This window comes from Halomonas sp. THAF5a (assembly GCF_009363755.1).
In the GTDB taxonomy this organism is placed as follows: domain Bacteria; phylum Pseudomonadota; class Gammaproteobacteria; order Pseudomonadales; family Halomonadaceae; genus Halomonas.
This window is the reverse complement of record NZ_CP045417.1, coordinates 714898-737546: the sequence shown is the minus strand read 5'-3', so window position 1 is coordinate 737546 and position 22649 is coordinate 714898. Positions and strand designations below refer to the sequence as shown.

23 protein-coding genes are annotated in these 22649 nt (G+C 70.7%); 8 read left to right on the top strand and 15 right to left on the bottom strand.

Annotation, left to right across the window (positions count from 1 at the left end):
- Nucleotides 1–109 precede the first annotated feature (109 nt).
- Complete coding sequence (locus FIU83_RS03385) at nt 110–1489, bottom strand: L-serine ammonia-lyase (protein ID WP_152482761.1); 1380 nt, start codon at nt 1487–1489, stop codon at nt 110–112.
- Nucleotides 1490–1691: 202 nt separating this feature from the next.
- Here FIU83_RS03385 and FIU83_RS03380 point away from each other — a divergent pair, with 202 nt between their 5' ends.
- Nucleotides 1692–2621, top strand: coding sequence for a LysR substrate-binding domain-containing protein (locus tag FIU83_RS03380; RefSeq protein WP_152482760.1), 930 nt, complete (start codon nt 1692–1694; stop codon nt 2619–2621).
- A gap of 83 nt (nt 2622–2704) precedes the next feature.
- On the top strand, nt 2705–3358 hold the full coding sequence (locus tag FIU83_RS03375) for a hypothetical protein (RefSeq protein ID WP_152482759.1): 654 nt from the start codon (nt 2705–2707) through the stop codon (nt 3356–3358).
- 106 nt (nt 3359–3464) lie between these two features.
- Here the strand turns inward: FIU83_RS03375 and rpoD are convergent, their stop codons facing one another.
- The 3 genes from rpoD to rpsU all read right to left on the bottom strand — a co-directional run bounded on the left by rpoD (nt 3465) and on the right by rpsU (nt 7728).
- The gene (gene rpoD, locus FIU83_RS03370; protein WP_152482758.1) at nt 3465–5309 is read right to left on the bottom strand and encodes an RNA polymerase sigma factor RpoD; all 1845 of its coding nucleotides are present in this window, start codon (nt 5307–5309) and stop codon (nt 3465–3467) included.
- A 234-nt stretch (nt 5310–5543) separates the two neighbouring features.
- The gene (gene dnaG / locus FIU83_RS03365; protein WP_152482757.1) at nt 5544–7382 is read right to left on the bottom strand and encodes a DNA primase; all 1839 of its coding nucleotides are present in this window, start codon (nt 7380–7382) and stop codon (nt 5544–5546) included.
- Nucleotides 7383–7512: 130 nt separating this feature from the next.
- Complete coding sequence (gene rpsU / locus FIU83_RS03360) at nt 7513–7728, bottom strand: 30S ribosomal protein S21 (RefSeq protein ID WP_013333229.1); 216 nt, start codon at nt 7726–7728, stop codon at nt 7513–7515.
- 265 nt (nt 7729–7993) lie between these two features.
- On the opposite strand from rpsU, the gene tsaD reads away from it, so the two are divergent.
- Nucleotides 7994–9031 carry a tRNA (adenosine(37)-N6)-threonylcarbamoyltransferase complex transferase subunit TsaD gene (gene tsaD / locus FIU83_RS03355; RefSeq protein ID WP_152482756.1) on the top strand — a complete coding sequence of 346 codons (1038 nt, stop codon included), beginning with the start codon at nt 7994–7996 and terminating at the stop codon, nt 9029–9031.
- Between the two features lie 75 nt (nt 9032–9106).
- Here the strand turns inward: tsaD and plsY are convergent, their stop codons facing one another.
- Nucleotides 9107–9670 (bottom strand): glycerol-3-phosphate 1-O-acyltransferase PlsY, encoded by a 564-nt coding sequence (gene plsY, locus FIU83_RS03350; protein ID WP_152485223.1) that lies wholly within the window; start codon nt 9668–9670, stop codon nt 9107–9109.
- A gap of 218 nt (nt 9671–9888) precedes the next feature.
- Between plsY and folB the strand changes: the two genes are divergently transcribed.
- Nucleotides 9889–10254, top strand: coding sequence for a dihydroneopterin aldolase (folB, locus tag FIU83_RS03345; protein WP_152482755.1), 366 nt, complete (start codon nt 9889–9891; stop codon nt 10252–10254).
- On the top strand, nt 10254–10772 hold the full coding sequence (folK, locus tag FIU83_RS03340) for a 2-amino-4-hydroxy-6-hydroxymethyldihydropteridine diphosphokinase (RefSeq protein ID WP_152482754.1): 519 nt from the start codon (nt 10254–10256) through the stop codon (nt 10770–10772). Before folB ends, folK begins: the two co-directional genes overlap by 1 nt.
- A 23-nt stretch (nt 10773–10795) precedes the next feature.
- On the opposite strand, the gene FIU83_RS03335 is transcribed toward folK, so the two are convergent.
- From FIU83_RS03335 to FIU83_RS03300, 8 genes are all read right to left on the bottom strand, one after another.
- Complete coding sequence (locus FIU83_RS03335) at nt 10796–11956, bottom strand: polynucleotide adenylyltransferase (RefSeq protein WP_152482753.1); 1161 nt, start codon at nt 11954–11956, stop codon at nt 10796–10798.
- Nucleotides 11957–11959: 3 nt separating this feature from the next.
- A complete protein-coding gene (gene glpE, locus FIU83_RS03330; RefSeq protein ID WP_152482752.1) occupies nt 11960–12289 on the bottom strand; it encodes a thiosulfate sulfurtransferase GlpE in 330 nt (109 codons plus the stop codon).
- A gap of 37 nt (nt 12290–12326) precedes the next feature.
- Entirely contained in the window at nt 12327–13148 is an 822-nt protein-coding gene (locus tag FIU83_RS03325; RefSeq protein ID WP_152482751.1) for a symmetrical bis(5'-nucleosyl)-tetraphosphatase, read from the bottom strand.
- 31 nt (nt 13149–13179) lie between these two features.
- A complete protein-coding gene (gene apaG / locus FIU83_RS03320) occupies nt 13180–13578 on the bottom strand; it encodes a Co2+/Mg2+ efflux protein ApaG (protein WP_152482750.1) in 399 nt (132 codons plus the stop codon).
- The gene (rsmA, locus tag FIU83_RS03315) at nt 13575–14393 is read right to left on the bottom strand and encodes a 16S rRNA (adenine(1518)-N(6)/adenine(1519)-N(6))-dimethyltransferase RsmA (RefSeq protein ID WP_152482749.1); all 819 of its coding nucleotides are present in this window, start codon (nt 14391–14393) and stop codon (nt 13575–13577) included. The genes apaG and rsmA overlap by 4 nt, the downstream gene beginning before the upstream one ends.
- Before the next feature lie 157 nt (nt 14394–14550).
- Nucleotides 14551–15591 (bottom strand): 4-hydroxythreonine-4-phosphate dehydrogenase PdxA, encoded by a 1041-nt coding sequence (gene pdxA / locus FIU83_RS03310; RefSeq protein WP_152482748.1) that lies wholly within the window; start codon nt 15589–15591, stop codon nt 14551–14553.
- Nucleotides 15591–16235, bottom strand: a complete 645-nt coding sequence (locus FIU83_RS03305; RefSeq protein WP_152482747.1) for a SurA N-terminal domain-containing protein — start codon at nt 16233–16235, stop codon at nt 15591–15593. The genes pdxA and FIU83_RS03305 overlap by 1 nt, the downstream gene beginning before the upstream one ends.
- Nucleotides 16236–16317: 82 nt before the next feature.
- Nucleotides 16318–18762, bottom strand: coding sequence for an LPS-assembly protein LptD (locus tag FIU83_RS03300; RefSeq protein ID WP_152482746.1), 2445 nt, complete (start codon nt 18760–18762; stop codon nt 16318–16320).
- 164 nt (nt 18763–18926) lie between these two features.
- Between FIU83_RS03300 and FIU83_RS03295 the strand changes: the two genes are divergently transcribed.
- From FIU83_RS03295 to FIU83_RS03285, 3 genes are all read left to right on the top strand, one after another.
- Nucleotides 18927–19952 carry an aminoglycoside phosphotransferase family protein gene (locus FIU83_RS03295; protein ID WP_152482745.1) on the top strand — a complete coding sequence of 342 codons (1026 nt, stop codon included), beginning with the start codon at nt 18927–18929 and terminating at the stop codon, nt 19950–19952.
- Nucleotides 19949–20629, top strand: a complete 681-nt coding sequence (gene murU, locus FIU83_RS03290) for an N-acetylmuramate alpha-1-phosphate uridylyltransferase MurU (RefSeq protein WP_152482744.1) — start codon at nt 19949–19951, stop codon at nt 20627–20629. Before FIU83_RS03295 ends, murU begins: the two co-directional genes overlap by 4 nt.
- A 355-nt stretch (nt 20630–20984) precedes the next feature.
- Nucleotides 20985–21404 (top strand): OsmC family protein, encoded by a 420-nt coding sequence (locus FIU83_RS03285; RefSeq protein WP_152482743.1) that lies wholly within the window; start codon nt 20985–20987, stop codon nt 21402–21404.
- A 153-nt stretch (nt 21405–21557) separates the two neighbouring features.
- Here FIU83_RS03285 and coq7 read toward each other — a convergent pair whose 3' ends face one another.
- Nucleotides 21558–22202 carry a 2-polyprenyl-3-methyl-6-methoxy-1,4-benzoquinone monooxygenase gene (coq7, locus tag FIU83_RS03280; protein WP_152482742.1) on the bottom strand — a complete coding sequence of 215 codons (645 nt, stop codon included), beginning with the start codon at nt 22200–22202 and terminating at the stop codon, nt 21558–21560.
- Nucleotides 22203–22274: 72 nt separating this feature from the next.
- Entirely contained in the window at nt 22275–22616 is a 342-nt protein-coding gene (locus FIU83_RS03275) for a histidine triad nucleotide-binding protein (RefSeq protein ID WP_152482741.1), read from the bottom strand.
- Nucleotides 22617–22649 lie beyond the last annotated feature (33 nt).

The following is a 22649-nucleotide window of genomic DNA, read 5'->3' as shown; positions in this document are numbered from 1 at the left end:
CCTGCGCTATCAATAGCTTGCAAATCATGTTCAGGCAAAGTGCGGCCCAACAAAAAAGGCGCGATGCCCCGAGGGACATCGCGCCTGTTTCACACCGAGCCGCGGGCCATCAGCACTCGATGGCGTTGACCGCCAGCCCTCCCCTGGAGGTCTCCTTGTACTTCTCCTGCATGTCGGCGCCGGTATCGCGCATGGTGCGGATCGCCTTGTCCAGCGAGATGAAGTGCTCGCCGTCGCCGCGCAGGGCCATCTGGGCGGCGTTGATCGCCTTGACCGAGGCGATGGCGTTGCGCTCGATGCAGGGTACCTGCACGAGCCCGCCCACGGGGTCGCAGGTGAGCCCGAGGTTGTGCTCCAGGCCGATCTCGGCGGCATTCTCCACCTGGCCCGGCGAGCCGCCCAGCACCTCGGTCAGCCCCGCCGCCGCCATGGCGCAGGCCGAGCCGACCTCGCCCTGGCAGCCCACCTCGGCGCCGGAGATGGAGGCGTTCTTCTTGCACAGGATGCCCACCGCGGCGGCGGTCAGCAGGAAGTCGACCACGCAGCGCTCGTCGGCCTCGGGCTGGAACTTCATGTAGTAGTGCAGCACCGCCGGGATGATGCCCGCCGCGCCGTTGGTCGGCGCGGTGACCATGCGCCCGCCGGCGGCGTTCTCCTCGTTGACCGCCAGGGCGAAGACGTTGACCCAGTCCATCGCCGAGAAGGTCGAGGCGATCAGGCTCTGGTCGTCGTCCATGGCCTCGAGGCGCCGATGCAGGGCGGCGGCACGGCGACGCACCTCGAGCCCGCCGGGCAGCACGCCCTCGGCGGCCAGCCCCTGCTCGACGCACGCCTGCATGGCCTCCCAGATCCGCCACAGCTCGGCGCGCACCTCGGCCTCGCTGCGCCAGGCCTTCTCGTTCTCCATCATCAGCTCGCTGATGCGCAGGCCGTGCAGTCGGCACAGCGCCAGCAGCTCGCCGGCGCTGTTGAAGTCGTAGGGCAGCGCCGTGGTGTCGGCGTCCAGTTCACCGCTGGCCGCCTGCGCCTCGTCGATCACGAAGCCGCCGCCCACCGAGTAGTAGACGTTGCGGTAGAGCTCCTCGGCGTGGCCGTGGGCGACCAGGGTCATGGCGTTGGGGTGGTAGGGCAGGCTCTCGTCGTGCCACTGCAGGTCGCGGGTCCAGCGGAAGGGAATCGCCAGGCGGCCGTCGAGCATCAGGGCCTGGGACTCGAGCAGCTCCTCGATGCAGGGCGAGACGATCGCCGGGTCGATGAGCTGGGGGCGCTCGCCCATCAGGCCCATGATGACGGCCCGGTCGGTGCCGTGCCCCTTGCCGGTCGCGGAGAGCGAGCCGTGCAGGTGCACCTCGATGCGCGCCACGCGCTCGGTCAGCTCCTGGCGCTTGAGCGCCTGGACGAAGTCATAGGCCGCCTGCATGGGGCCGACGGTATGGGAGCTGGACGGCCCGATGCCGATCTTGAACAGGTCGAAGACGCTGATTGCCATGGTGATGCCTCGTGTCTGAGCCGGCGGTCAGGCGCTCCGGCGGATCGATGTTCGGTCCCCCAGGGCCAGCGGCCGCCTGATCGCTCATCAGACAGTGAAACTAAAGCCACTCGACGCCTGCCGATAGATGGCCTCATCATGGCGGGGGAGTCACGCCCCGACAATCGAGAATATCTGGCCTATGGTATAGAATGACTAAACCATGAACTCGCACCTCAATGCTCAGACCCATGCCGGCCTGAAGGTCTTCGCCGTCAGCGCCCGACACCTCTCGTTTACCCGCGCGGCCGAGGAGCTGCACGTGACCACCGGCGCCGTCAGCCAGCAGATCAAGCAGCTGGAGCAGCGACTGGGGTTCAAGCTGTTTCGCCGTCGCCCGCGCCGGCTGGAGCTGACCGAGGAGGGGCGACGACTGGCGGCGGTGGTCGACGAGGCCTACCAGGCGGTGGGCCTGGAGGTGCGGCGGCTGCGCAGCGGCGTGATGAGCGGGGTGATCCGGCTGCGCTCGGTGCCCTCCTTCCTGCACAAGTGGCTGATGCCCCGCCTGCCGCGGCTGCAGGCGCGCTTCCCCGACATCGAGCTTCACGTCACCGCCGAGGACAGCAGCGTCTCGCTGCGCGACGGCGACTTCGACCTGGCGCTGGACCTCAACGACGGCCAGGTCCCGGGGCTCGCCATCACGCCGCTGATGGAGGAGCGGATCTTCCCGGTCTGCGCCCCCGCCCTGCTGCGCGGCCGGCCGCCGCTGCGGCGGGCCGAGGACCTGGCCTGGTACCCGCTGCTCCACGACGTCACGGCCTGGCGGGGCAGCCACGAGCATGCCGAGTGGGAGCGCTACCTCGAGGCCATCGCGGCGCCGCCGCTCAACCTGCGCCGGGGCTACACCTTCAACCGCCACCACCTGACCATGGCGGCGGCCATCGCCGGCATGGGGGTGGCCATCGCCCGCCAGACCCTGATCCGCGGCGAGCTCGGCAGCGGCGCGCTGATCGCGCCCTTCGCCGAGCGCGTGCCGACCGGCATGCGCTACGGCATCGCCCATGCGCCGGGAGCGCTGGACGACCGCCGGGTCGCGGCGGTGCACGACTGGATCGTCGAGGAGGCCCGCCGCGCCCCGGACGGGACGGAATAGAGGCCTCGGAATCGATAGGCAGCCGCGGGCGACCCTAGTATCATATACATTCACCAATGAATGTGATTCGCCCCGAGACGCCCATGCCACGCCACCTCCCCCCCGAACTGCCCGCGCCCATCGACTTTCGCGCCACCTGCTTGCGCGCGCTGCTCTATATCGTCCTGATCGGCCTGCTGATGCAGGGCGTGCTGCTCGAGGCGGTCGGCCTCGAGGGGCAGCGATTCTCCGAGCGCGGCTTCGTCGAGCCCACCCAGTCGCTGCTGCTCGCCGTCAGCGCCGGCCTGGCACTCTACGTGCGCCTGACGAGCCCGCGACTGCCTCACGTCTCCCTGCTGCTGTTCGCCCTGCCGCTGGCCTCGCTGATTCGCGAGCAGGATGCCTGGCTGGATGCCGGGGTGTTCGACGGCGCCTGGCAGACGCTGGTCGCGCTGCTGCTGCTGCCCATCCTGTTCGTGGTGATCCGCGGCCGCCACGCCTTCGCCCGGGAGTTCGCGCGCTACGCCAACAGCTTCTCGTTCGGCCTGTTCGCCGCGGGCTTCCTGACCACCTACGTCTACTCCCGACTCTTCGGGCGCAGCGAGATGTGGCAGGCGATCCTCGGCGACGCCTACCTGCGCACCTTCAAGGACGCCGCCGAGGAGGTCACCGAGCTGTTCGGCTATACCCTGCTGTGCATCGCCATGGTCGAGCTGGTGCTGCTGGTGCGCCGCTGGCGCCATCTCAAGGCCGACTGAGACAGCTCTTTCCCTCCTCAACGACGACGTCCTCCAAACGACGACGCCCGCAGCCGATGGCTGCGGGCGTCGTCGTGAGCGGGGGCCGATGCCCTACGCCAGCGGCTTACTCGTCGAGGAAGGAGCGCAGCGGCTCGGACCGGGACGGGTGACGCAGCTTGCGCAGCGCCTTGGCCTCGATCTGGCGAATCCGCTCGCGGGTGACGTCGAACTGCTTGCCGACCTCCTCGAGGGTGTGGTCGGTGTTCATGTCGATGCCGAAACGCATCCGCAGCACCTTGGCCTCGCGGGCGGTGAGGCCGCCGAGGACGTTGCGGGTGGCCTCGATGAGCCCCTCGCCGGTGGCCGAGTCGATGGGCAGCAGGATCGTGCCGTCCTCGATGAAGTCGCCCAGGTGGGAGTCGTCATCGTCGCCGATGGGCGTCTCCATGGAGATCGGCTCCTTGGCGATCTTGAGCACCTTGCGGACCTTGTCCTCGGGCATCTCGAGACGCTCGCCGAGCTCCTCGGGGGTCGGCTCGCGGCCCATCTCCTGCAGCATCTGCCGCGACACGCGGTTCAGCTTGTTGATGGTCTCGATCATGTGCACCGGGATGCGGATGGTGCGGGCCTGGTCGGCGATCGAGCGGGTGATCGCCTGGCGGATCCACCAGGTGGCATAGGTCGAGAACTTGTAGCCGCGACGGTATTCGAACTTGTCGACGGCCTTCATCAGGCCGATGTTGCCCTCCTGGATCAGGTCCAGGAACTGCAGGCCGCGGTTGGTGTACTTCTTGGCGATGGAGATCACCAGACGCAGGTTGGCCTCGACCATCTCCTTCTTGGCCCGGCGCGCCTTGGCCTCGCCGATGGAGAGCCGACGATTGACCTCCTTGATCTCGGTCACCGCCAGCTGAATCATCTCCTCCTCGAAGGCGATCTTGCGCTGGGAGCGCTGGATGTCGACGCGCAGCGGCTCGAGGCGAGCGGCGTACTTCGGGTTGGCCTCGGCAAACTCGTCGATCCACTCGAGACGCGACTCGCTGCCCGGGAAGGCCTTGATGAAGGTCTTGCGCGGCACCTTGGCCTTCTTCACGCAGAGCTGCATGATGGCCTTCTCCTGGGCGCGCACCTGCTCGACGCTGATGCGCACCTGACCGACCAGGCGCTCGAAGTGCTTGGGCACCAGCTTGATCGGCGAGAACAGCTGCGCCAGGCGGGTGAGCTCCTCCTGGGCCGCCTTCGAGGCGCGACCATGGGCCTCGATGGCCGCCTGGGCCGCGGCATTCTGCTCGCGAATCTGCTCGAAGCGCGCACGAGCCTCCTCGGGATCGGGACCGCCGACGCTCTCTTCCTCCGCCTCGGGCTCGTCGTCGTCCTCGCCGTCGCTCTCGGCCTCGTCGCGGGGCTCCTCCTCGGGCACTTCCGCTTCCGCGACGCCGGGAATCCCCTCATCGGGATCGATGAACCCCGAGAACAGGTCGGAGAGACGTCCCGGCGCCTCCTCGTCCTGGGTGGCATCGTAGGCCTCGAGGATGGAGTCGACCGCGCCGGGCAGGAAGGCCAGTGCCGACATCACCTCGCGGGTCCCCTCCTCGATCCGCTTGGCGATCTCGATCTCGCCCTCGCGGGTCAGGAGCTCGACGGTGCCCATCTCGCGCATGTACATGCGCACGGGATCGGTGGTCCGACCCACGTCGCTCTCCACCGCGGCGAGCGCGGCAACCGCCTCTTCGGCGGCCGACTCGTCGGTGGAGTGGTCCGACATCATCAGGGTATCTTCATCGGGGGCTTCCTCGACGACGTTGATGCCCATGTCGTTGATCATGCCGATGATATCTTCCACCTGATCCGGGTCGGCGATATCCTCGGGAAGGTGGTCGTTGACCTCGGCATAGGTCAGGAAGCCCTGTTCCTTGCCGCGCGCGATCAACTCCTTCAGACGTGACTGCTGCTGCGCATTTCCAGCCATAGAAACCCTATCTCGACGAAGAAGAATGAAGCACCTGAAGTACTGAGGCGGTGAAAACTCGATAAGCCAGACAGTATAGCGGGTAAGACCGCCATCCTGCCAGTTCGGTGTATTTGCGCGGTCATTCAGGTGTGTTAGGTTGTGAGGTTGCGCCTTCCAAAGGCAGCTTCCTCCGTATGTAGTGGTGGTGGGAGAAAATTCAACCCCCGCCACGCCGGCGCTTGCGCCTCGACCCTACCCTCTCGGGTCGGCGAGCAGCGTCATCAGCCGCTGCCGCTCCTCCTGGGAGAGACGCTCCCCCCTCTGTTGCTTGGACAGCAGGGCATCGACTTCCTCCTGTCGCGACGAGCGCAGCCGATGGCGCTGAAAGTGCTCGACCAGCCCGTCCAGCTCGGCGGCCCTCGCCCCGGGCGGAATCAGCAGCTCCCGGCGCGCCAGCGCGGCCAGCCGCTCCCCCTCGGGCGTGCCGTGGAAGTGGGCCAGCAGCACCTGGGCGCTGCGGTAGCGCCCCGCCCGCAGCAGCCGCTCGACCTCCCGGCAGAGCCGCGCCTCCGGGTCCGCCTCGGGGTACCAGTCGCCCGCCTCGGGCAGGCGCTCCACCAGGCGCGGCTCGTGCACCAGCAGCTGCAGCACGCGACCCATCAGGCCGAGCGAGCGCTGCCCCTTGCCCGGCGTCGGACGCGCCTCATGCCCCTCGTCCTCGGGACGCCATTCGTCCTCGGGGCGCCATTCGGGCTCCGGCGCCAGGGGGGGCTCGTCAGGCGCCTCGGCGGGGGCGACCAGCGCCTCGAAGCGCGACTGGTCGACGCCGGTGCGCCGCGAGAGCTCGCCAAGCAGCAGCGACTTCAGCACCCCCTCCGGGAGCTTGCCGATGGCCGCGAGGACCTGGCTGGCGAAGCGCTCGCGCGCCTCGATCGTGCCCAGGTCGCGCCCCTCGGCCGCGTGATCGAAGAGGAACTCCGACAGCGGGCTCGCGCAGGTGATGCGATCCTCGAAGGCCGCCGGCCCCTCGCGGCGCACCAGGGTGTCCGGGTCCTCCCCCTCGGGGAGGAACATGAAGCGCGCCTGGCGACCGTCGATCATCTGCGGCAGCACCGTCTCCAGCGCCCGGGTGGCGGCCTGGCGGCCGGCGCGGTCGCCATCGAAGCAGAACACCACCTCGCCGACCATGCGGAACAGCCGGCTCAGGTGCTCCTCACTGGTGGAGGTGCCGAGCGTCGCCACGGCGTTGCGGATGCCGAACTGGGCCAGCGCCACCACGTCCATGTAACCCTCGACGATCACCACCCGCTCGAGGCGCGCATCGGCCTGGCGCGCCTCATAGAGGCCGTAGAGCTCGCGCCCCTTGTGAAACACCGGCGTCTCGGGGGAGTTGAGGTACTTGGGCTTGGCATCGCCCAGCACCCGACCGCCGAAGGCGATGGTGCGGCCGCGGATATCGCGGATCGGGAACATCACCCGGTCGCGAAAGCGGTCGTAGGTACGTCCGCTGTCCTCATGATGCACCAGCAGCCCGTACTCGATCTGCACCGCCTCGGCGATGCCGCGCTCGGAGAGGTGGCGCTTGAGCCCCTCCCAGCCGGCCGGCGCGCAGCCGATGCCGAAGGTCTGCTGGACCTCGGGCGACAGGCCGCGATCCGCCAGGTAGCGGCGGGCGCTCTCGCCCTCCGGCATCTTCAGCCGCTCGCGGAAGTAGCTGGCCGAGAGTTCCAGCAGGTTGACCCCTTCCTTGCGCTTGCGCTCGCGGGCCTGGGCCCGGGGGTCATCGGCCCCCTCCCGGGGCACCTCCAGGCCGAGCCGGCCGGCCAGCTGCTCGACGGCCTCGGGGAAGCGCAGCTTGTCGTACTCCATCAGGAACCGCAGGGCGTTGCCGTGGGCACCACAGCCGAAGCAGTGGTAGAACTGCTTGTCCGCGCTGACGGTGAACGAGGGCGACTTCTCCTGATGGAAGGGGCAGAGCCCGGAGTGGTTGCGACCGGCCTTCTTCAGCTTCACGCGCTCGCCGACCACCTCGACCACGTCGACGCGGGCCAGGAGATCATCGATGAAGCGCTGGGGAATCTGACCGGGCATGCGGACAACCTGCGAGACGGGGCGGGAAGCGACCGGACGGCGACAAAAACAAGCGGCCACCGTTAGGCGGCCGCTTGGCGTCCCTCTTGAGACGGCGCGGGCCGGACGCCCTCACCGACTCCAGTACGGATCAATAGAGCCGTTCGAAACGCTTGCGCTCACGCTGAAGCTTCTTGGCATGACGCTTGACGGCCGCGGCCGCCTTGCGCTTGCGCTCTGCGGTCGGCTTCTCGTACTGCTCGCGACGACGCACTTCCGAGAGGACACCGGCCTTTTCACAGGAACGCTTGAAGCGACGCAGCGCGACGTCAAACGGCTCGTTATCACGTACTTTGACAGAAGGCATTAAGCACTCACCTACCTTGGGTAACTTGAGTTCGGTTTGTACGCACACCCGATGGGGTCGCCCCTCCACGAAACACGCTCCGAGATCGCCAGGCGAACCGGAACGATGCGTGAAGGCGTGGGGGAAAGCCCCTGGGTGCACGACCCAGTCTTGCAGCGGACAGTATTCTAGTCGTCCGGCCGAGTGCGTGCAAATCGTTTCCCTGCTGCCGACGGGGGGCAAAATGCGTAGAATGCCGCCATCCACGCATTACCGAGCCGATATCATGCGCGTACTGGGCATCGAGACCTCCTGCGACGAGACCGGCGTCGCCCTCTTCGACACCGGGCGCGGCCTCCTCGCCGACGCCCTCTACAGCCAGATCGCCATGCACGCCGAGTACGGCGGCGTGGTACCGGAGCTCGCCTCCCGCGATCATACCCGCCGGCTGCTGCCACTGATCCAGCAGGTGCTGGACGATGCCGGCCTGACCCGCGGCGAGCTGGACGCCATCGCCTATACCGCCGGCCCGGGCCTGGTCGGGGCGCTGATGGTCGGCGCCAGCACCGCCCACGGCATGGCCCGGGCGCTGGACATCCCGGTGCTCGGCGTCCACCACATGGAGGGCCACCTGCTGGCCCCCATGCTCGAGGACGAGCCGCCCGGCTTCCCCTTCGTGGCGCTGCTGGTCTCCGGCGGCCACACCCAGCTGGTCGAGGTCCAGGGGCTCGGCCGCTATCGCCTGCTCGGCGAGTCGGTGGACGACGCCGCGGGCGAGGCCTTCGACAAGGCGGCCAAGATGCTCGGGCTCGCCTACCCCGGCGGCCCCCAGGTGGCGCGTCTGGCCGAGCAGGGCGACCCCAAGCGGCTGCGCTTCCCGCGCCCCATGACCGACCGGCCCGGCCTGGACTTCAGCTTCTCCGGGCTCAAGACCCACACCCTGACCGCCATCCGCCAGCTGGAGGGCGCCGGCGAGCTCGACGACCAGGCGCGCGCCGACGTGGCCCGCGCCTTCGAGGAGGCGGTGGTCGACACCCTGGTGATCAAGTGCCGCCGCGCCCTGGATCAGACCGGCCTCAAGCGCCTGGTGGTCGCCGGCGGCGTGAGCGCCAACGTGCGCCTGCGCGAGCGCCTGGAGCGCGAATGCGCCAAGCGCGATGCCCGGGCCTACTACCCCCGCGGGCGCTTCTGCACCGACAACGGGGCGATGATCGCGTATGTGGGGGCCCAGCGCCTGCTGGCCGGCGAGCGCGACGAGACCGGCATCATGAAGGCGGTGCCGCGCTGGCCGATGGACGAGTTGCAGGCACCCGCCAAGGGCTGAACCCCGCGATGATCGCGCGCCTTGCGGTCACGGCGCCCAGCGCAGGACCTCCGTGAGGGCCGCGTGCCCGCTCTCCTAGAGCCCGGCCTCCTCGCCGCGCCGGAGACGGCGGATATTGAGCGCGTGGCGCCCGAGCACGAGCAGCGTGAAGACCGCCACGACTCCCACGAACTCCGGCGCCAGCCAGAGGCTCGCGAGCGGCGCCAGGGCGGCGCTCGCCAGCGACGCCACCGCTGCGGTGCGCAGCCGCCAGGCCAGCAGCGTCCAGAGCATGGCGCAGCAGAGCGCCACCCAGGGGGTGAGCACCAGCATCACGCCGAAGGCGCTGGCCACGCCCTTGCCGCCGCGAAAGCGGTGCCAGGCCGGGTAGGCGTGACCGAGCAGCACGCCGAGGCCGACGAGCCCGAGCCCCCACGGCGGCAGGCCGAGCCACATGGCGAGCCACAGCACCGGCATGCCCTTGACCACGTCGACGACCAGGGTCGCCAGGGCGAGGCGCGGGCCGTAGAGGCGCAACACGTTGGAGAAGCCGGGGTTGGCCGAGCCGGCGAGCCGCGGGTCGCCCACGCCGGCCAGGCGGCACGCCGCGAGGGCGCCGAGCCAGGTGCCACTGAGATAGCCGAGCGCCATCAGCGGCAGGATGAGGTCGAGTGGCGCCTCCACGGGCGGCCTCCTTCGCATCGATGCCTCGATTCTGCCAGCTGGGGGCCCCCGACGACAGGTCCGGCGCCCGCGGTGTCCCCGGGGAGCGTGCTGGCGTACAATCGTGCGCCGGCAGGCAGCCCCTCGCCTGCCCCGTTCGCATCCCACAGGGCCGCCACGACCAGGCCGCCAACACCAACGACCGGGGAGCCCCGATGGATCTTGTGCTGATCGACGCGCTCGAGGTGGATACCGTGATCGGCGTCTACGACTGGGAGCGCACCATCACCCAGACGCTGCGCCTCGACCTCGAGCTGGGCACCGACATCCGCCCCGCCGCGGCAGGCGACGATATCGCCCAGACCCTGGACTACGCCGCCATCAGCGAGCGCATCGCCGGCTTCGCGGAGGCGCACCAGTTCGCCCTGGTGGAGACCTTCGCCGAGCGCCTGGCCGAGACCCTGCGCGCCGAGTTCGCCATCCCCTGGCTGCGCCTGACCGTGCGCAAGCCCGGCGCCGTCCCCGCGGCCAGCGCGGTGGGGGTCTCCATCGCGCGCGGCACTCGCCCGGGGGGCGCGTGATGGCCCGGGTCACGGTCAGCATCGGCAGCAACATCGAGCGCGAGCATCACGTCCTGGCCTGCCTGGACGCGCTGGAGGAGAGCTTCGGCCGACTCGCCGTCTCGCGGATCTTCGAGAGCGAGCCGGTGGGCTTCGAGGACGGCCGCAACTTCTACAACCTGGTGGTGGCCTTCGAGAGCGAGCGCTCGGTGGGCGAACTGCAGGCCTGGTGCAAGCGCCTGGAGTTCGCCCACGGACGGCGCAAGGACGTGCCCAAGTTCAGCCCGCGGACCCTGGACATCGACCTGCTGACCGTGGGCGCGCTCAGCGGCGAGCATGACGGCGTCACGCTGCCCCGGGGCGAGATCCTGCACCACGCCTTCGTGCTCCAGCCGCTGGCCGAACTGCTGCCCGAGGCGTGCCACCCCCTCACCGGCGAGACCTATCGCGACCACTGGGCGCGCTTCGCGGCCGGCGACCAGCGCCTCTGGCCGGTCGACTTCACCTGGCGGGGGCGCCGGCTCTCCGCCGCGGAGTAGGCCTTGCCTCGGCACAGCAGGCCTCACCGCCCGGCATCGGGGCCGGCGAGCGCCCCCTCGATCGCCTCCCAGCGGCGCCGCGAGAGTTCCTCGCCGAGCGCGCGCCCCTGGAACCCCTCCGCCACCAGCGCCCTGGGCAGGATCTGCACCGCCAGCCGCCAGGCCAGGGCCAGGTCCTCGGCCAGCGCCGGGGCGTCCAGGCTCACCAGGCTGATCAGCGGCGCCACCCGGTCGCCGCGGCGCCAGGCATCGATGCCATCGAGCCAGCGCATCACCTGAGACCCGTTGAGCCCGTTCGCGGCGACCCGCCGGCACAGCTCCCGGGTCCTGGCCGCCTGGGTGGCCAGCTCGCGGTGTGCCCGGGGCAGGCGCAGCCGCCCGGAGAGCGCCTCGCGCGCGTCGTCGTCGAGGTGCTCGACCAGCCGCGCCCAGCGCCAGCGCACCCGGGCCTCGGCCTCGATGTCCTCGGGCAGCCGATGCAGGCGCCCCAGCGCCGCGTCGAGGTCCGCGTCATCCTCGGCCAGCTCCGGCATCAGCACGGCCAGCGCCCCGCACGCCGCCAGCACCTGGAAGTAGACCTCCGGCCAGGGCTCGGAGAGCGCCTTCTCGGTCTCCGTCCAGACCCGCTCGGCCACCAGGTGCGCAAGCTCGCCGCTCGCCACCAGCGAGCGCATCAGCGCGCGAGTCTCCTCGGCGATGACGAAGCCAAGCCCCGCGTAGCGGGCCAGGAAGCGCGCGGTGCGCAGCACCCGCAGCGGGTCCTCGACGAAGGCCGGCGAGACGTGGCGCAGGCGGCGCGCCTCGAGGTCGGCGAGGCCGTCGTAGGGGTCGACCAGCGTGCCCTCGGGGGTCTCGGCCATGGCGTTGATGGTCAGGTCGCGGCGGGCCAGGTCCTCCTCGAGGGTGACCTCGGGGCTCGCGTGGACCACGAAGCCGGTATAGCCGTGCCCCGACTTGCGCTCGGTGCGCGCCAGGGCGAACTCCTCGTGGCTCACCGGATGCAGGAAGACCGGAAAGTCGCGTCCCACCGGCTTGAAGCCGCGCCGCCGCATCTCCTCGGCCGTGGTGCCGACCACCACCCAGTCGGTGTCCTTGACCGGCCAGCCCAGGCGGGCATCGCGCACCGCCCCGCCGACCCGATAGACCTCGAGTCCCGCGAGGCAACGGTCGTCGCGCGCGCCCATGGCTCAGCGCTCCACGCGGTCGGGGTGGCGATGCTGCCAGTCGGTGAAGCCACCATCGAGGCTGTAGACCTCGGCGAAGCCCTGGCCGGCGAGCCAGGCCGCGGCCTGCTGGCTGGAGTGGCCGTGATAGCAGATCACCACCAGCGGGGCCTGGCGCGGGGCCTCGGCGAGGAAGGCATCGACGGTGTCGTTGCCCAGGCGCCGACTGCCGGGCACGTGCCCCTGGGCGTAGCTCTGGGGGTCACGGATATCGACCAGGGTGAGGGGCGCGTCGTCCTCGAGCCAGTTGGCCAGGACGGCGATATCGAGATGCTGGAAGGGAGCTGAGGTCATGGCGAGTCTCTCGTCGTCGAAGGGCGTCCGGGGTGACTCACTGGCGGCTCGGCACGCTGATGCGCTCGCCGCTTTCCAGCGCCAGGGCGGTGAGTCGGCGCCCCCAGACGCAGCCGGTGTCCAGCGCCTCCGCGCGCACGCGGCTCTCGGGGGTCTCGCCCTCCAGCGCCGCCCAGTGGCCGAACAGCAGCCAGGGGTCGTCGTCGCGCGGGTACTGGAACCAGGGGGCAAAGCCCGCCGGGGCACGGTCGAGCCCCTGCTTGGCGGCGAAGTCGAGGCAGCCTTCGGCATCGACAAAGCGCATGCGGGTGAAGGCGTTGACGATCATCCGCAGCCGGTCGATGCCGTCGAGGTCGTCGCGCCAGCAGGCCGGCTCGTTGCCGTACATCGCCTCGAGGAAGGCGCCGGCGCCCTCGCCGGCGAGCCGGGCCTCGGCCTCGGCGGCGAGGCCCGCGGCCTTGTCCACCGACCACTGGGGCAGCAGGCCGGCATGGGTCATCACGGTCTCGCCCTGGGTCGGCGATGCCCGGCGCACCAGCAGCGGGCGCGCCTGCAGCCAGTCGAGCAGGCGCTCGCGGTCCGGGGCGGCGAGGATCGCCGCCAGGGTATCCTTGCGGTTCTCCCGGGCGCCGCCCCGGGCCACCGCAAGCAGGTGGAGGTCGTGGTTGCCGAGCACCACGCTCGCGGCCTCGCCCAGCGCCATCACCTCACGCAGGCAGGCGAGCGATCCCGGGCCGCGGTTGACCAGGTCGCCGGCCAGCCACAGCCGGTCGCGGCGCGGGTCGAAATCGAGCCGCTCGAGCAGGGCGACGAACTCCTCGTGGCAACCCTGCAGGTCGCCGATGGCGTAGGTGGTCATGTCGGCTCCGTTGCGCTGGGTGTCACGGGATCTAGTGTACCTGGTTGGGCCCGGCCAGCCGGAAGGGCGAGATCGCCACCTCGAAGGGGCGCTGGCTGGCGGTGTCGACGCAGGTGTAGGCGCCCTCCATCACCCCCACCGGGCCGTCGAGGATCGCTCGGCTGGTGTAGCGGAAGGTCTGGCCGGGGCCGATCAGCGGCTGCTGGCCGACCACCCCCTTGCCGCGCACCTCCTGCACCTTGCCGCTGCCCTGGGTAATCTTCCAGTAGCGGGCCATCAGCTGGACGCTGTGGTCGGAGGCGTTGTGCACGGTGACGGTGTAGCTGAAGACGAAGCGCTGCTCGTCGGGGTCGGACTCGTCCAGGCGGAAGTCCGGCGCCACGTCGACGCGGATGGCGCCCTTGAGCTCCTCGGGAGCCGTCGGGGTCATGAGGTCTCTCCTTCCCCGGCCGCGGCCAGGTGGTTGGCGATGCGCACGAACTCCTCGACATCCAGCGTCTGGGGACGACGGCCCGGGTCGATGCCCAGCGCCTCCAGGGCCGCGGCATCGATGCGCCCCTTGAGGTTGTTGCGCAGGGTCTTGCGCCGCTGGCCGAAGGCCTGGCGCACCAGGTCGAAGAGCAGCGCCTCGTCCCGGGCCGGATGGGGCAGGCTATCGTGGGGGGTGAGGCGCACGATCGCCGAGTCGACCTTGGGCCGCGGCACGAAGGCCTCCGGCGGCACCGTGAACAGGGCGTCGACGCGGCAGTGGTACTGGGCCATCACCGACAGCCGTCCCCAGTCGGGGCCGCCCGGCGCGGCGGCCAGCCGCTCGACCACCTCCTTCTGGAGCATGAAGTGCATGTCGGCCACGGCCTCGCCGGCCTGGAGCAGGTGGACGATCAGCGGCGTGGAGATGTTGTAGGGCAGGTTGCCGACCACGCGCAGCGCCGGGCCCTCGTCGCGCAGCTCCCGGAAGTCCACCTTGAGGGCATCGCCCTCGTGGATGACGAAGCCGGGCTTGTCGAAGAACTGCACCCGCAGACCGGGGATCAGGTCGCGGTCGAGCTCGATCACCTCGAGGCGGCCGTCGGCGGCCTCGAGCAGCGGCTCGGTCAGGGCGCCCTGGCCGGGGCCGATCTCGACCAGCCGGTCGCCGGGGCGCGGTCCGATGGCACGCACGATGCGCGAGATGACACCGTAGTCGCGCAGGAAGTTCTGGCCGAAGCGCTTGCGGGCCTGATGAACCGGGGGGCGGGATGCCATTCAGGGTCGTCCTTCTGTCGCTGTGAGCTACTTTTGGATCTTGTACGGGGCTGATCCGGCGACAGACCTGCGCGGAGGCGCTGTAAACCCATCCTTGGGCGCTACCGATTCCATCCCTGGAATAGGACCTCCGCTTCGGTCTGTCCCCGGTGCCCCTTTAAGCACGCTGCGCCATCTCGGCGGCCAGGGCCACGGCCACCCGCAGGCTGCCCGGGTCGGCGACGCCGCGGCCGGCGAGGTCCAGGGCGGTGCCGTGGTCCACCGAGGTGCGCACCAGCGGCAGTCCCAGGGTGATGTTGGCGGCGCGGCCGAAGCCGGCGTACTTGAGCACGGGGAGGCCCTGGTCATGATACATGGCCAGCACCGCATCGACCCCCTCGAGGTGGCGCGGGGTGAACAGGGTATCGGCCGGCAGGGGGCCGTCAAGGGTCAGCCCCTCGGCGCGCAGGGCCTCGAGGGCCGGGATGATCACGTCGAGCTCCTCGCGCCCCAGGTGGCCGCCTTCTCCGGCGTGGGGGTTGAGGCCGCAGACGGCGATGCGTGGCGCGTCGACGCCGAACCAGCGCTGCAGGTCGTCGTGCAGGATCTGCAGCAGGCGCGTCAGGCGCGGGCCGGTGATGGCATCGGCCACCTCGCGCAGCGGCAGGTGGGTGGTGGCCAGCGCCACGCGCAGGGCCTCACCGCCCTCTCCGTTCGCCTCGCGGGTGTGCAGGGCGCTGTCGGTGGCGAGCATCATCACCACCTCGTCGATCCCACAGGCGTCGCGCAGGTACTCGGTGTGGCCGCTGAAGCCGGCGTGGCCGGCGTCCAGGATCACGCCCTTGTGCAGCGGCGCGGTGACCATGCCGGCCGCGCGGCCGTCGCGACAGGCGGCGAGCGCCACGTCGAGGGTCTCGAGCACGTGGGCGGCGTTGGCGACGTTGAGCTCGCCGGGCCGCGCCGGGATGCGCAGCGCTACCGGCCACACCGGCAGCACGCCGCGCCGCGGCGCGGGAGGGGCCTCGTCCGGGGCGAGCTGCCGGATCTCGACCTCACGGCCGATCAGGGCAGCGCGCTCGGCCAGCAGCGCCGGGTCGCCCACCGCGACCACCCGGGCCGCGGGGACCCCATCGGCGGCCAGCATCACGGCGAGCTCGGGCCCGATGCCCGCCGGCTCGCCGCAGGTCAGGGCCAGCACCGGCGCGTCGACGCCTGGCATCAGCGCGCCTCGAGGCGCTCGTCGACGAAGGCGCGGCTGCGGATCTCCTGGACCCACTCCTCCATCTCGGCGCCGACCTTGCGCTGGAACAGCGCCTGGCGCGCCTGGTCGCGGCTGACGCCCTGCTGCTCCACGAAGCGATCCACCTCGCGCTCGGAGAGGTCGACCCGGCTGGCCACCCGGCGCTGCTGCAGCTGGCGCATCAGCAGTTCGCGGCGCACCTGGTCGCGCACCACGCCGAGCGACAGGCCGTCGGCCTCGAGCGCATCGGCGAACTGCTCCAGGGTCATGCCGTTGCCCTCGGCGATGGCGCGCACCTGGCGGTTGAGCTCGGTGTCGTCGACGCTGAGGTTGGCCTCGCGGGCCATCTGCAGCTGGATCTCCTCGACGATCATGCGCTCGAGCACCTGCTCGCGCAGCACCGCGTGGGAAGGGGTCGCCTGCCCGCGGCCCTCGAGCTGACTGCGGACCTGGGCGACGCGGTCGTCGAGCTGGCTCTCCATGATGGCCCCCTCGTTGACCACCGCCACGATGCGGTCCAGCGGCTGACGGCCCGCGTAGGCCGACTCCTGGGCAAGCCCCGTCAGGGGCAGGCCGCTCAGGCACAGGGCCAGCGCCAGGGTGGCGATACGTCGGCTGCGCATGTCTCTCTTTCCTCTCGTCGGTGTCGAATGTCGTTCAGGCGGCCCCGGGGCGCGCGATCACAGGCGCCCCAGGGAGTCGCACTCAAAGGCGGCCCAGGGACGCCGCTCGGTAGCCCGGCACGGCCTGCTGGAAGTAGCCATCGGCCTCGCCGCCGACGCCGCCCAGGCCCTTGAACACGAAGCGCAGGAAGATCCCGCGATCGGTCTGGTCGTCCGCGATGCTATTGGCGGTGTCGTTGTCGTCGACCCACTCGCGCCAGACCAGCTGCAGACCATAGCAGCAGTCGTTCCACTGGACACCCGCCAGCTGCTCCAGGGCGCGGTCGTTGGTGTTGTCGTAGAGCAGCCGGCCGATCAGGTCGACCTGCCGACTGGCCTTCAGGGCGAACGACAGGTCGACTTCCTCGCGGTTGTAGTTGGCCACGTCCTCCTCGTCCTCGGCGGGATCGAAGCCCTGCACCTGCCAGCGATAGCCGAGGTTCAGCACGTGGCCGGCCGGCGCCAGGTACTGCAGGCCAAGCGAGGTGCTCTCGGTGCGCTCCCGGTGGTCGTCGTAGAGCCACTGCCAGCGGGCCCGCCAGGCGTCGCTGATCTGCCAGTCGGCCCGGGTGACCAGCGGCGAGCGCTCGCGGGTGGCCAGGTAGTAGTCGTAGGAATCGCGATCCGCCGGCAGGGTGTCGGGATCGCCGGCCATGTCGATGGTGCGATCCTCCAGGTAGTAGGCCTGCCCGATCCCCAGGGAGAGACGCTCGCGGCCGCTGTCATCGGCCAGCAGCCGCGACTCGACCCCCAGCGAGACGCGATTCAGGTCGCCCACCCGGTCGCTGCCGCTGAAGCGGTAGGGCGACCAGAGCTGGTTCCAGGAGAAGGCGCGCTCGGCGGTATCGAAGTCGGGGAACTCGGCCTGGTCCCGCGCCGGCACGTAGGCGTAGTTGACCCGCGGCTCCAGGGTCTGGCGGTAGTCGCGCCCGCCCAGCGCGAGCTCGCGCTCGAAGACCAGGCCGCCGTCGACGCTGGTCACCGGCACGCTGCGGGTGAGGCTCTCGTCGCGGTCGGTGTCGCGCTCGCCGTAGTCGAGCTCGTAGGCAGTGGCGAGCCACTCGACCCGGGGCTCCAGATAGCCCCAGCTCTCGTCCCAGCGCCAGCCGGTGGCCGGCGCCAGGTGCAGGCGCGTACCGTTGGCCGCCTCTCGATCGAAGCGCTCCGTGTCGGGCAGTGCCGTCTCGTCCACGTCACGCCAGAAGTAGGTGACGTTGGAGCGCCACTGCTGGTAGAAGCCGCTTGGCTGGGACCAACGGGCATCGGCGGTCAGGCTCGGCAGGCGGTAGAAGGGCTTGTCCTCGTCCTCCAGCGGATCGTCGAGCTTCTGGTAGCCCTGGGCCTTGGCCTGCAGCTGCCAGGTATCGCCGCGATGGTCGACCTGGGCCAGGCGCGCCAGGTAGGCGGTCTCGCTCTCGCCGAAGTCGCGGCCGAAGTCGTCGAAGTAGCTGCCGTCGCTGGCCGCCCCGTAGCGCAGGCGGTAGTCGGTGCGCTCTTCCAGGCGCCCGGCGTGCCGGTAGTCGAGGTACCAGCGGTCCTCGCCCTCGTAGCTCGGCTCGTCGTCGGAGTCGCCGTCGTCGTCGGCCAGGTAGGCGCCCTCGATCTGGCCGCCGTGGTTCTCGAACAGGTAGCGGTACTCGCCGCCCAGCAGCAGGCCGCGGTCGCTGATATAGCGCGGCGTGATGGTGGCGTCCTGGTCCGGGGCGATGTTCCAGTAGAAGGGCTGGGCGTAGTCGAGGGCGTCGGCGGAGAGCCCCAGGATCGGCCACAGTAAGCCGGTCTGGCGACGCTCGTCGAGGGGAAAGCGCACCCAGGGCCAGTAGAAGACCGGCACCTTGCCCACCTCGAGCCGGGCGTGCTTGGCGGTGCCGACGCCGCGCTCGCGGTCGAGCAGGATGTCATTGCCGACCAGGCGCCACAGGTCGCTGCCCGGCTCGCAGGTGGTGAAGCTCGCCTCGGTGAGCCGGTAGCGCTCGCCATCGAGGCGGGCCAGCCGCACGGCATCGCCGCGCAGGCGCTGCTCGTGGGCCACGTAGTGGGCCGTGTCGATGCTCGCGGCGTCGCTCTTCAGCGAGAACTCGGCCGAGGCGCCACGCACCAGCAGGTTGCGGTCGCGCAGCGTCAGCGGCCCCTCGGCGAAGGCGGTCTCGCGGCTGGCGGGCACCCGCACCCGCGGCGCCTCGAGCTGGGCATCGCCGCGGCGCAACAGCACCTCGCCGTCGAGCCGGGTCTCCCCGTCCTCGCCGGAACCGGCGCGGTCGGATTCGCTCGCCACCTTGTCGCCGGGCGGTGCCGGCAGGCGGTAGTCCGGCATCACGTAGCGGCCGCGGCAGAGGGCCCCCGCCGGGCGCGTCTCGCCCCAGGGCTGCCAGTCCAGCTGCGCCGCCGGCAGCGATTCGGGGGGCGCCGCCGAGAGTGGCCCGCTCGCCAGGCCGGCGCCGGCCAGGCCCGTCAGGGCCGTCCATGTCCACGAGTGTCGCTTGCCCATGCTCCACGATGTCCTTGGCGGGGTGAATCGGTATTATACAGGCCGCACCCGGCCTGTGCTGCCGGCGCGAGCCCTGCCATCGCCGACGATGTCGGGAGCTCAGCATGCGGGGCCCCCACGGGGCCGTCAACCGTACCCGCCCCCTCACCAGGAGCCAGACGACGATGCCCGAGGCCACCGACCCCACGCGAACGCAGCGCCTGCAGGCCTGGGCGGCCAGGCGCAGAGGCCTCCCCCCGGAGGCGGTCACCCTGCGCTTCGCCGCCGGCGATGCCAGCTTCCGGCGCTACTTCCGCCTCACCCTGCCCGATGGCACCACCCGCGTGCTGATGGACGCCCCGCCCGAACAGGAGGAGAGCGGTCCCTTCGTGGCCATCGCCGAGCAGTGGGGTGCGGCCGGCCTGCCGGTGCCGGCGCTTCACGGCGTGGACCTCGACGCCGGCTTCCTCGAGCTCGACGATCTCGGCGACACGCCGCTGCAGGCGCGCTTCGAGGGCGACGAGGCCCCGGCGACCCTGGCCTGGCACGAGCGCGCCCTCCACCTGCTCCACGACCTGCAGAACCGCGCCCCGGTCGACGACCTCCCCGCCTATGACGCCGCCCTGCTGGGCCGCGAACTCGACCTCTTCCCCGACTGGTGCCTGGACGAGTGGCTGGGCCTCGCCCCGCCTCCCGGGTGGGCGGCGCTGCGCGAGGCGTTGATCGGCTCGGCGCTCGAGCAGCCGGTGGTGGCGGTGCATCGCGACTTCGACGCCATGAACCTGATGGTCAAGGACGAGGCCCTCCACCTGATCGACTTCCAGGACGCCGTGGCGGGCCCCCTCGGCTACGACCTGATCTCGCTGCTGCGGGGGCGCTACTGCCGCTTCGCGCCGGCGCGCTTCGCGGCTTGGACCGAGGCCTTTCGCGTGCGCGCCATCGCCGATAGCCGGCTCGCCGAGGAGGTCGACGCCGCGACCTTCCTCGCCTGGACCCAGGCCATGGCCGCCCAGCGCGCGCTCAAGGTGCTCGGGATCTTCTGCCGGCTGACCCTGCGCGACGGGCGCCAGGGCTACCTCGAGCGCCTGCCGCACTTCCTCGGCCACCTGGAGGAGAGCCTCGACGGCCTCCCCGGCCACGCGGCCTTTCGCGCCTGGCTCGCCGAGACCTTCCGCCCGGCGCTGGCGGCGCGCCTGGAGGCCCGCCCATGAAGGCGATGATCCTGGCCGCGGGGCTCGGCACCCGCATGCGCCCGCTCACCGACCACCGCCCCAAGCCGCTACTGGAGGTGGCCGGCCGTCCGCTGATCGTCCACCACCTCGAGCGGCTGCGTGCGGCGGGCATCGTTGAGGTGGTGATCAACGTCAGCTACCGGGCACAGCAGATCGTCGATGCCCTGGGCGACGGCACGGCCCATGGCGTGTCCATCGCCTGGAGCCGCGAGACGACCCCGCTGGAGACCGGCGGCGGCATCCGCCAGGCGCTGCCGCTGCTCGGCGACGCCCCCTTCCTGCTGGTCAACGGCGACGTCTGGTGTGACCTCTGCCCGTCGCGCCTGCCCGCCCTGGGCGATGACCTCGCCCACCTGGTGCTGGTGGACAACCCCGACCACCACCCCGAGGGCGACTTCCACCTGGACGAGAACGGCCGAGTGCGCGCCGAGGGAGCGCCGCGCCTCACCTTCGCCGGCCTGAGCCTGCTCGACCCGGCGCTGGTGGCCGACGAGGCGCCCGGCGCCTTCGCCCTGGCGCCGCTGCTGCGGCGCGCCATGGCCGAGGGCCGCGTCGGCGGCACCCATCACCGCGGCGCCTGGGTCGATGTCGGCACGCCGGCGCGGCTGAAGGCACTGGATCAAGGTCTTCGAACATCGCTCCGCTCAGAAACCTGAGCGAAGCGCCGGGGACAGGCCGAAGAGGGGGTCCTACGCCAGGGAAGGCGTCGGTAGCGCCCAGGGAAGGGTTCACAGCGCCCCTTGACGGTCCGGCGCTCCGGGGCCTGTCGCCGGAACCGCGTCATCGTCACTCGAACGGGGCTGAGCTGCCCCGTCGCAGCTGCTATGCTGACCGCTTTCACCCGATCCCCCTTGTTGCAGCCGCAGCGACGGGGACGAGCCGCGGGGAGGTCCTACGCCATGGATGGCGTCGGTAGCGTACAGGGATGTATTCACAGCGCCTCCCCATCGGCTCGTCGCCGAAGCAGCCTCGAGCCAGCTGCCGAATAGCCGAGTTAAGGATGCCTGCCCCATGAAAGCCAGCGTGAAATGGACCGACGGACGCCAATTCGTTGCCGAGAGCGGCAGCGGCCACAGCGTGGTCATCGACGGCCCGCCCGACCACGGCGGCCGCAACACCGGGCCGCGCCCGATGGAGATGCTGCTGATGGGCATGGGGGCCTGCACCTCCTTCGATGTCCTCAACATCCTCGAGAAGGCCCGGGCCGACGTGACCGACTGCGTGTCGAGCCTCGAGGCCGAGCGCAGCGACGAGGTGCCGAGCGTCTTCACCAAGATCCACGTGCACTTCACCGTCAGCGGCCGCGGTCTCAAGGAGAAGCAGGTGGCGCGCGCCGTGGAGCTCTCGGCCGACAAGTACTGCAGCGCCTCCATCATGCTGGTCAAGGGCGGCGTGGAGATCACCCACTCCTTCACCATCGTTGAGGAGTAGCGCAGGAAGGTAACCTCTACCGCAAGCGGCGCTGGGGCCAGGCCGTAGAGGGGGTCCTATGCCAGGGATGGGCATCGGTAGCGCCCAGGGATGGGTTCACAGCGCCCCCTCGCAGGCCTGGCGCCATATCAGCCGCGGATTACGCCGGGTCGCTCAGAGGCGATAGACGCTGGTGGTCATCACCTTGGACATCAGCTTCATGCCGATCTTGACCGGCGCGGGGAAGCGGCTGCCCCCCGCCTCCAGCGCCAGCTGGGCGTGGTGGGCCTCGTCGATGGCCATCTGGCGCAGCACGGCGCGGGAGCGATGATCGCCCGCCGGCAGCTTGACCAGGTGCTCCTCCAGGTGGTGGCCGACCTGCTCCTCGGTGGCGGCCACGAAGCCCAGGCTCACGCGGTCGCCGACGGCGCCCGCCGCGGCGCCGAGGCCGAAGGAGGCGGCGTAGAAGAGCGGGTTGAGCAGGCTCGGGCGGGCGTCGAGCTCCTCCAGCCGCGCATCGCACCAGGCCAGGTGGTCGATCTCCTCCTGAGCAGCCTGCTCCATCTGGCCGCGCACCTCGGGCAGCTTGGCGGTCATCCCCTGGCCCTGGTAGAGCGCCTGGGCGCACACCTCGCCGGTGTGGTTGATGCGCATCAGTCCCGCGGCGTGGTGCCGCTCCTCGTCGCTGAGCGGCTCATCGTGGACCGCCGGCGTCGCCGGCGAGGGACGCGAGGGGCTCGCCGCGTGGGGCACCAGGGTCCTCAGCACGGTATCGAACTGGTGGATCAGGTTATCGGCACGGGTCAGGGAGCGGGTCATGTGGGGTCTCTCGAGAATGCACCTGAGGCGTCGTTCGCCGGATCGCGCGCGGCCGGGGCCGCAGGGCGCCGGCTAGCCAGCCGGCCAGGTAAAGCGACGACCGCCCATCAGGTGCATGTGAATATGATAGACGGTCTGGCCGCCGTGGTCGTTGCAGTTCATCACCACCCGGTAGCCGTCCTCGGCGAAGCCCTGTTCGGCCGCGAGCCTGGCGGCGGTGTGCTGCAGGCGCCCCACCAGCGCCAGGTCACCCTCCTCGATGTCATTGAGGGTGGCGATGTGGCGCTTGGGCACGATCAGCTGGTGGGTCGGCGCCTGGGGATTGATGTCGTTGAAGGCGAGCACATGCTCGTCTTCATAGACGATGTCGGCGGGAATCTCGCGATCGATGATCTTGCAGAACAGGCAATCCATGGGCGGTTCTCCTTGTATCGGGACGGTGCGGGC

Excerpts from the sequence above, each read along its gene's own strand:
- FIU83_RS03375 (WP_152482759.1), top strand. The coding sequence starts at position 2,705 with ATGCCACGCCACCTCCCCCCCGAACTGCCCGCGCCCATCGACTTTCGC.
- FIU83_RS03285 (WP_152482743.1), top strand. The coding sequence starts at position 20,985 with ATGAAAGCCAGCGTGAAATGGACCGACGGACGCCAATTCGTTGCCGAG.
- coq7 (WP_152482742.1), bottom strand. The coding sequence starts at position 22,202 with ATGACCCGCTCCCTGACCCGTGCCGATAACCTGATCCACCAGTTCGAT.
- dnaG (WP_152482757.1), bottom strand. The coding sequence starts at position 7,382 with ATGCCCGGTCAGATTCCCCAGCGCTTCATCGATGATCTCCTGGCCCGC.
- FIU83_RS03275 (WP_152482741.1), bottom strand. The coding sequence starts at position 22,616 with ATGGATTGCCTGTTCTGCAAGATCATCGATCGCGAGATTCCCGCCGAC.
- tsaD (WP_152482756.1), top strand. The coding sequence starts at position 7,994 with ATGCGCGTACTGGGCATCGAGACCTCCTGCGACGAGACCGGCGTCGCC.
- folB (WP_152482755.1), top strand. The coding sequence starts at position 9,889 with ATGGATCTTGTGCTGATCGACGCGCTCGAGGTGGATACCGTGATCGGC.
- FIU83_RS03300 (WP_152482746.1), bottom strand. The coding sequence starts at position 18,762 with ATGGGCAAGCGACACTCGTGGACATGGACGGCCCTGACGGGCCTGGCC.
- FIU83_RS03335 (WP_152482753.1), bottom strand. The coding sequence starts at position 11,956 with ATGGGCGCGCGCGACGACCGTTGCCTCGCGGGACTCGAGGTCTATCGG.
- FIU83_RS03325 (WP_152482751.1), bottom strand. The coding sequence starts at position 13,148 with ATGACCACCTACGCCATCGGCGACCTGCAGGGTTGCCACGAGGAGTTC.
- glpE (WP_152482752.1), bottom strand. The coding sequence starts at position 12,289 with ATGACCTCAGCTCCCTTCCAGCATCTCGATATCGCCGTCCTGGCCAAC.
- rpsU (WP_013333229.1), bottom strand. The coding sequence starts at position 7,728 with ATGCCTTCTGTCAAAGTACGTGATAACGAGCCGTTTGACGTCGCGCTG.
- FIU83_RS03295 (WP_152482745.1), top strand. The coding sequence starts at position 18,927 with ATGCCCGAGGCCACCGACCCCACGCGAACGCAGCGCCTGCAGGCCTGG.
- FIU83_RS03305 (WP_152482747.1), bottom strand. The coding sequence starts at position 16,235 with ATGCGCAGCCGACGTATCGCCACCCTGGCGCTGGCCCTGTGCCTGAGC.
- rpoD (WP_152482758.1), bottom strand. The coding sequence starts at position 5,309 with ATGGCTGGAAATGCGCAGCAGCAGTCACGTCTGAAGGAGTTGATCGCG.
- rsmA (WP_152482749.1), bottom strand. The coding sequence starts at position 14,393 with ATGGCATCCCGCCCCCCGGTTCATCAGGCCCGCAAGCGCTTCGGCCAG.
- pdxA (WP_152482748.1), bottom strand. The coding sequence starts at position 15,591 with ATGCCAGGCGTCGACGCGCCGGTGCTGGCCCTGACCTGCGGCGAGCCG.
- murU (WP_152482744.1), top strand. The coding sequence starts at position 19,949 with ATGAAGGCGATGATCCTGGCCGCGGGGCTCGGCACCCGCATGCGCCCG.
- FIU83_RS03380 (WP_152482760.1), top strand. The coding sequence starts at position 1,692 with ATGAACTCGCACCTCAATGCTCAGACCCATGCCGGCCTGAAGGTCTTC.
- FIU83_RS03385 (WP_152482761.1), bottom strand. The coding sequence starts at position 1,489 with ATGGCAATCAGCGTCTTCGACCTGTTCAAGATCGGCATCGGGCCGTCC.
- folK (WP_152482754.1), top strand. The coding sequence starts at position 10,254 with ATGGCCCGGGTCACGGTCAGCATCGGCAGCAACATCGAGCGCGAGCAT.
- apaG (WP_152482750.1), bottom strand. The coding sequence starts at position 13,578 with ATGACCCCGACGGCTCCCGAGGAGCTCAAGGGCGCCATCCGCGTCGAC.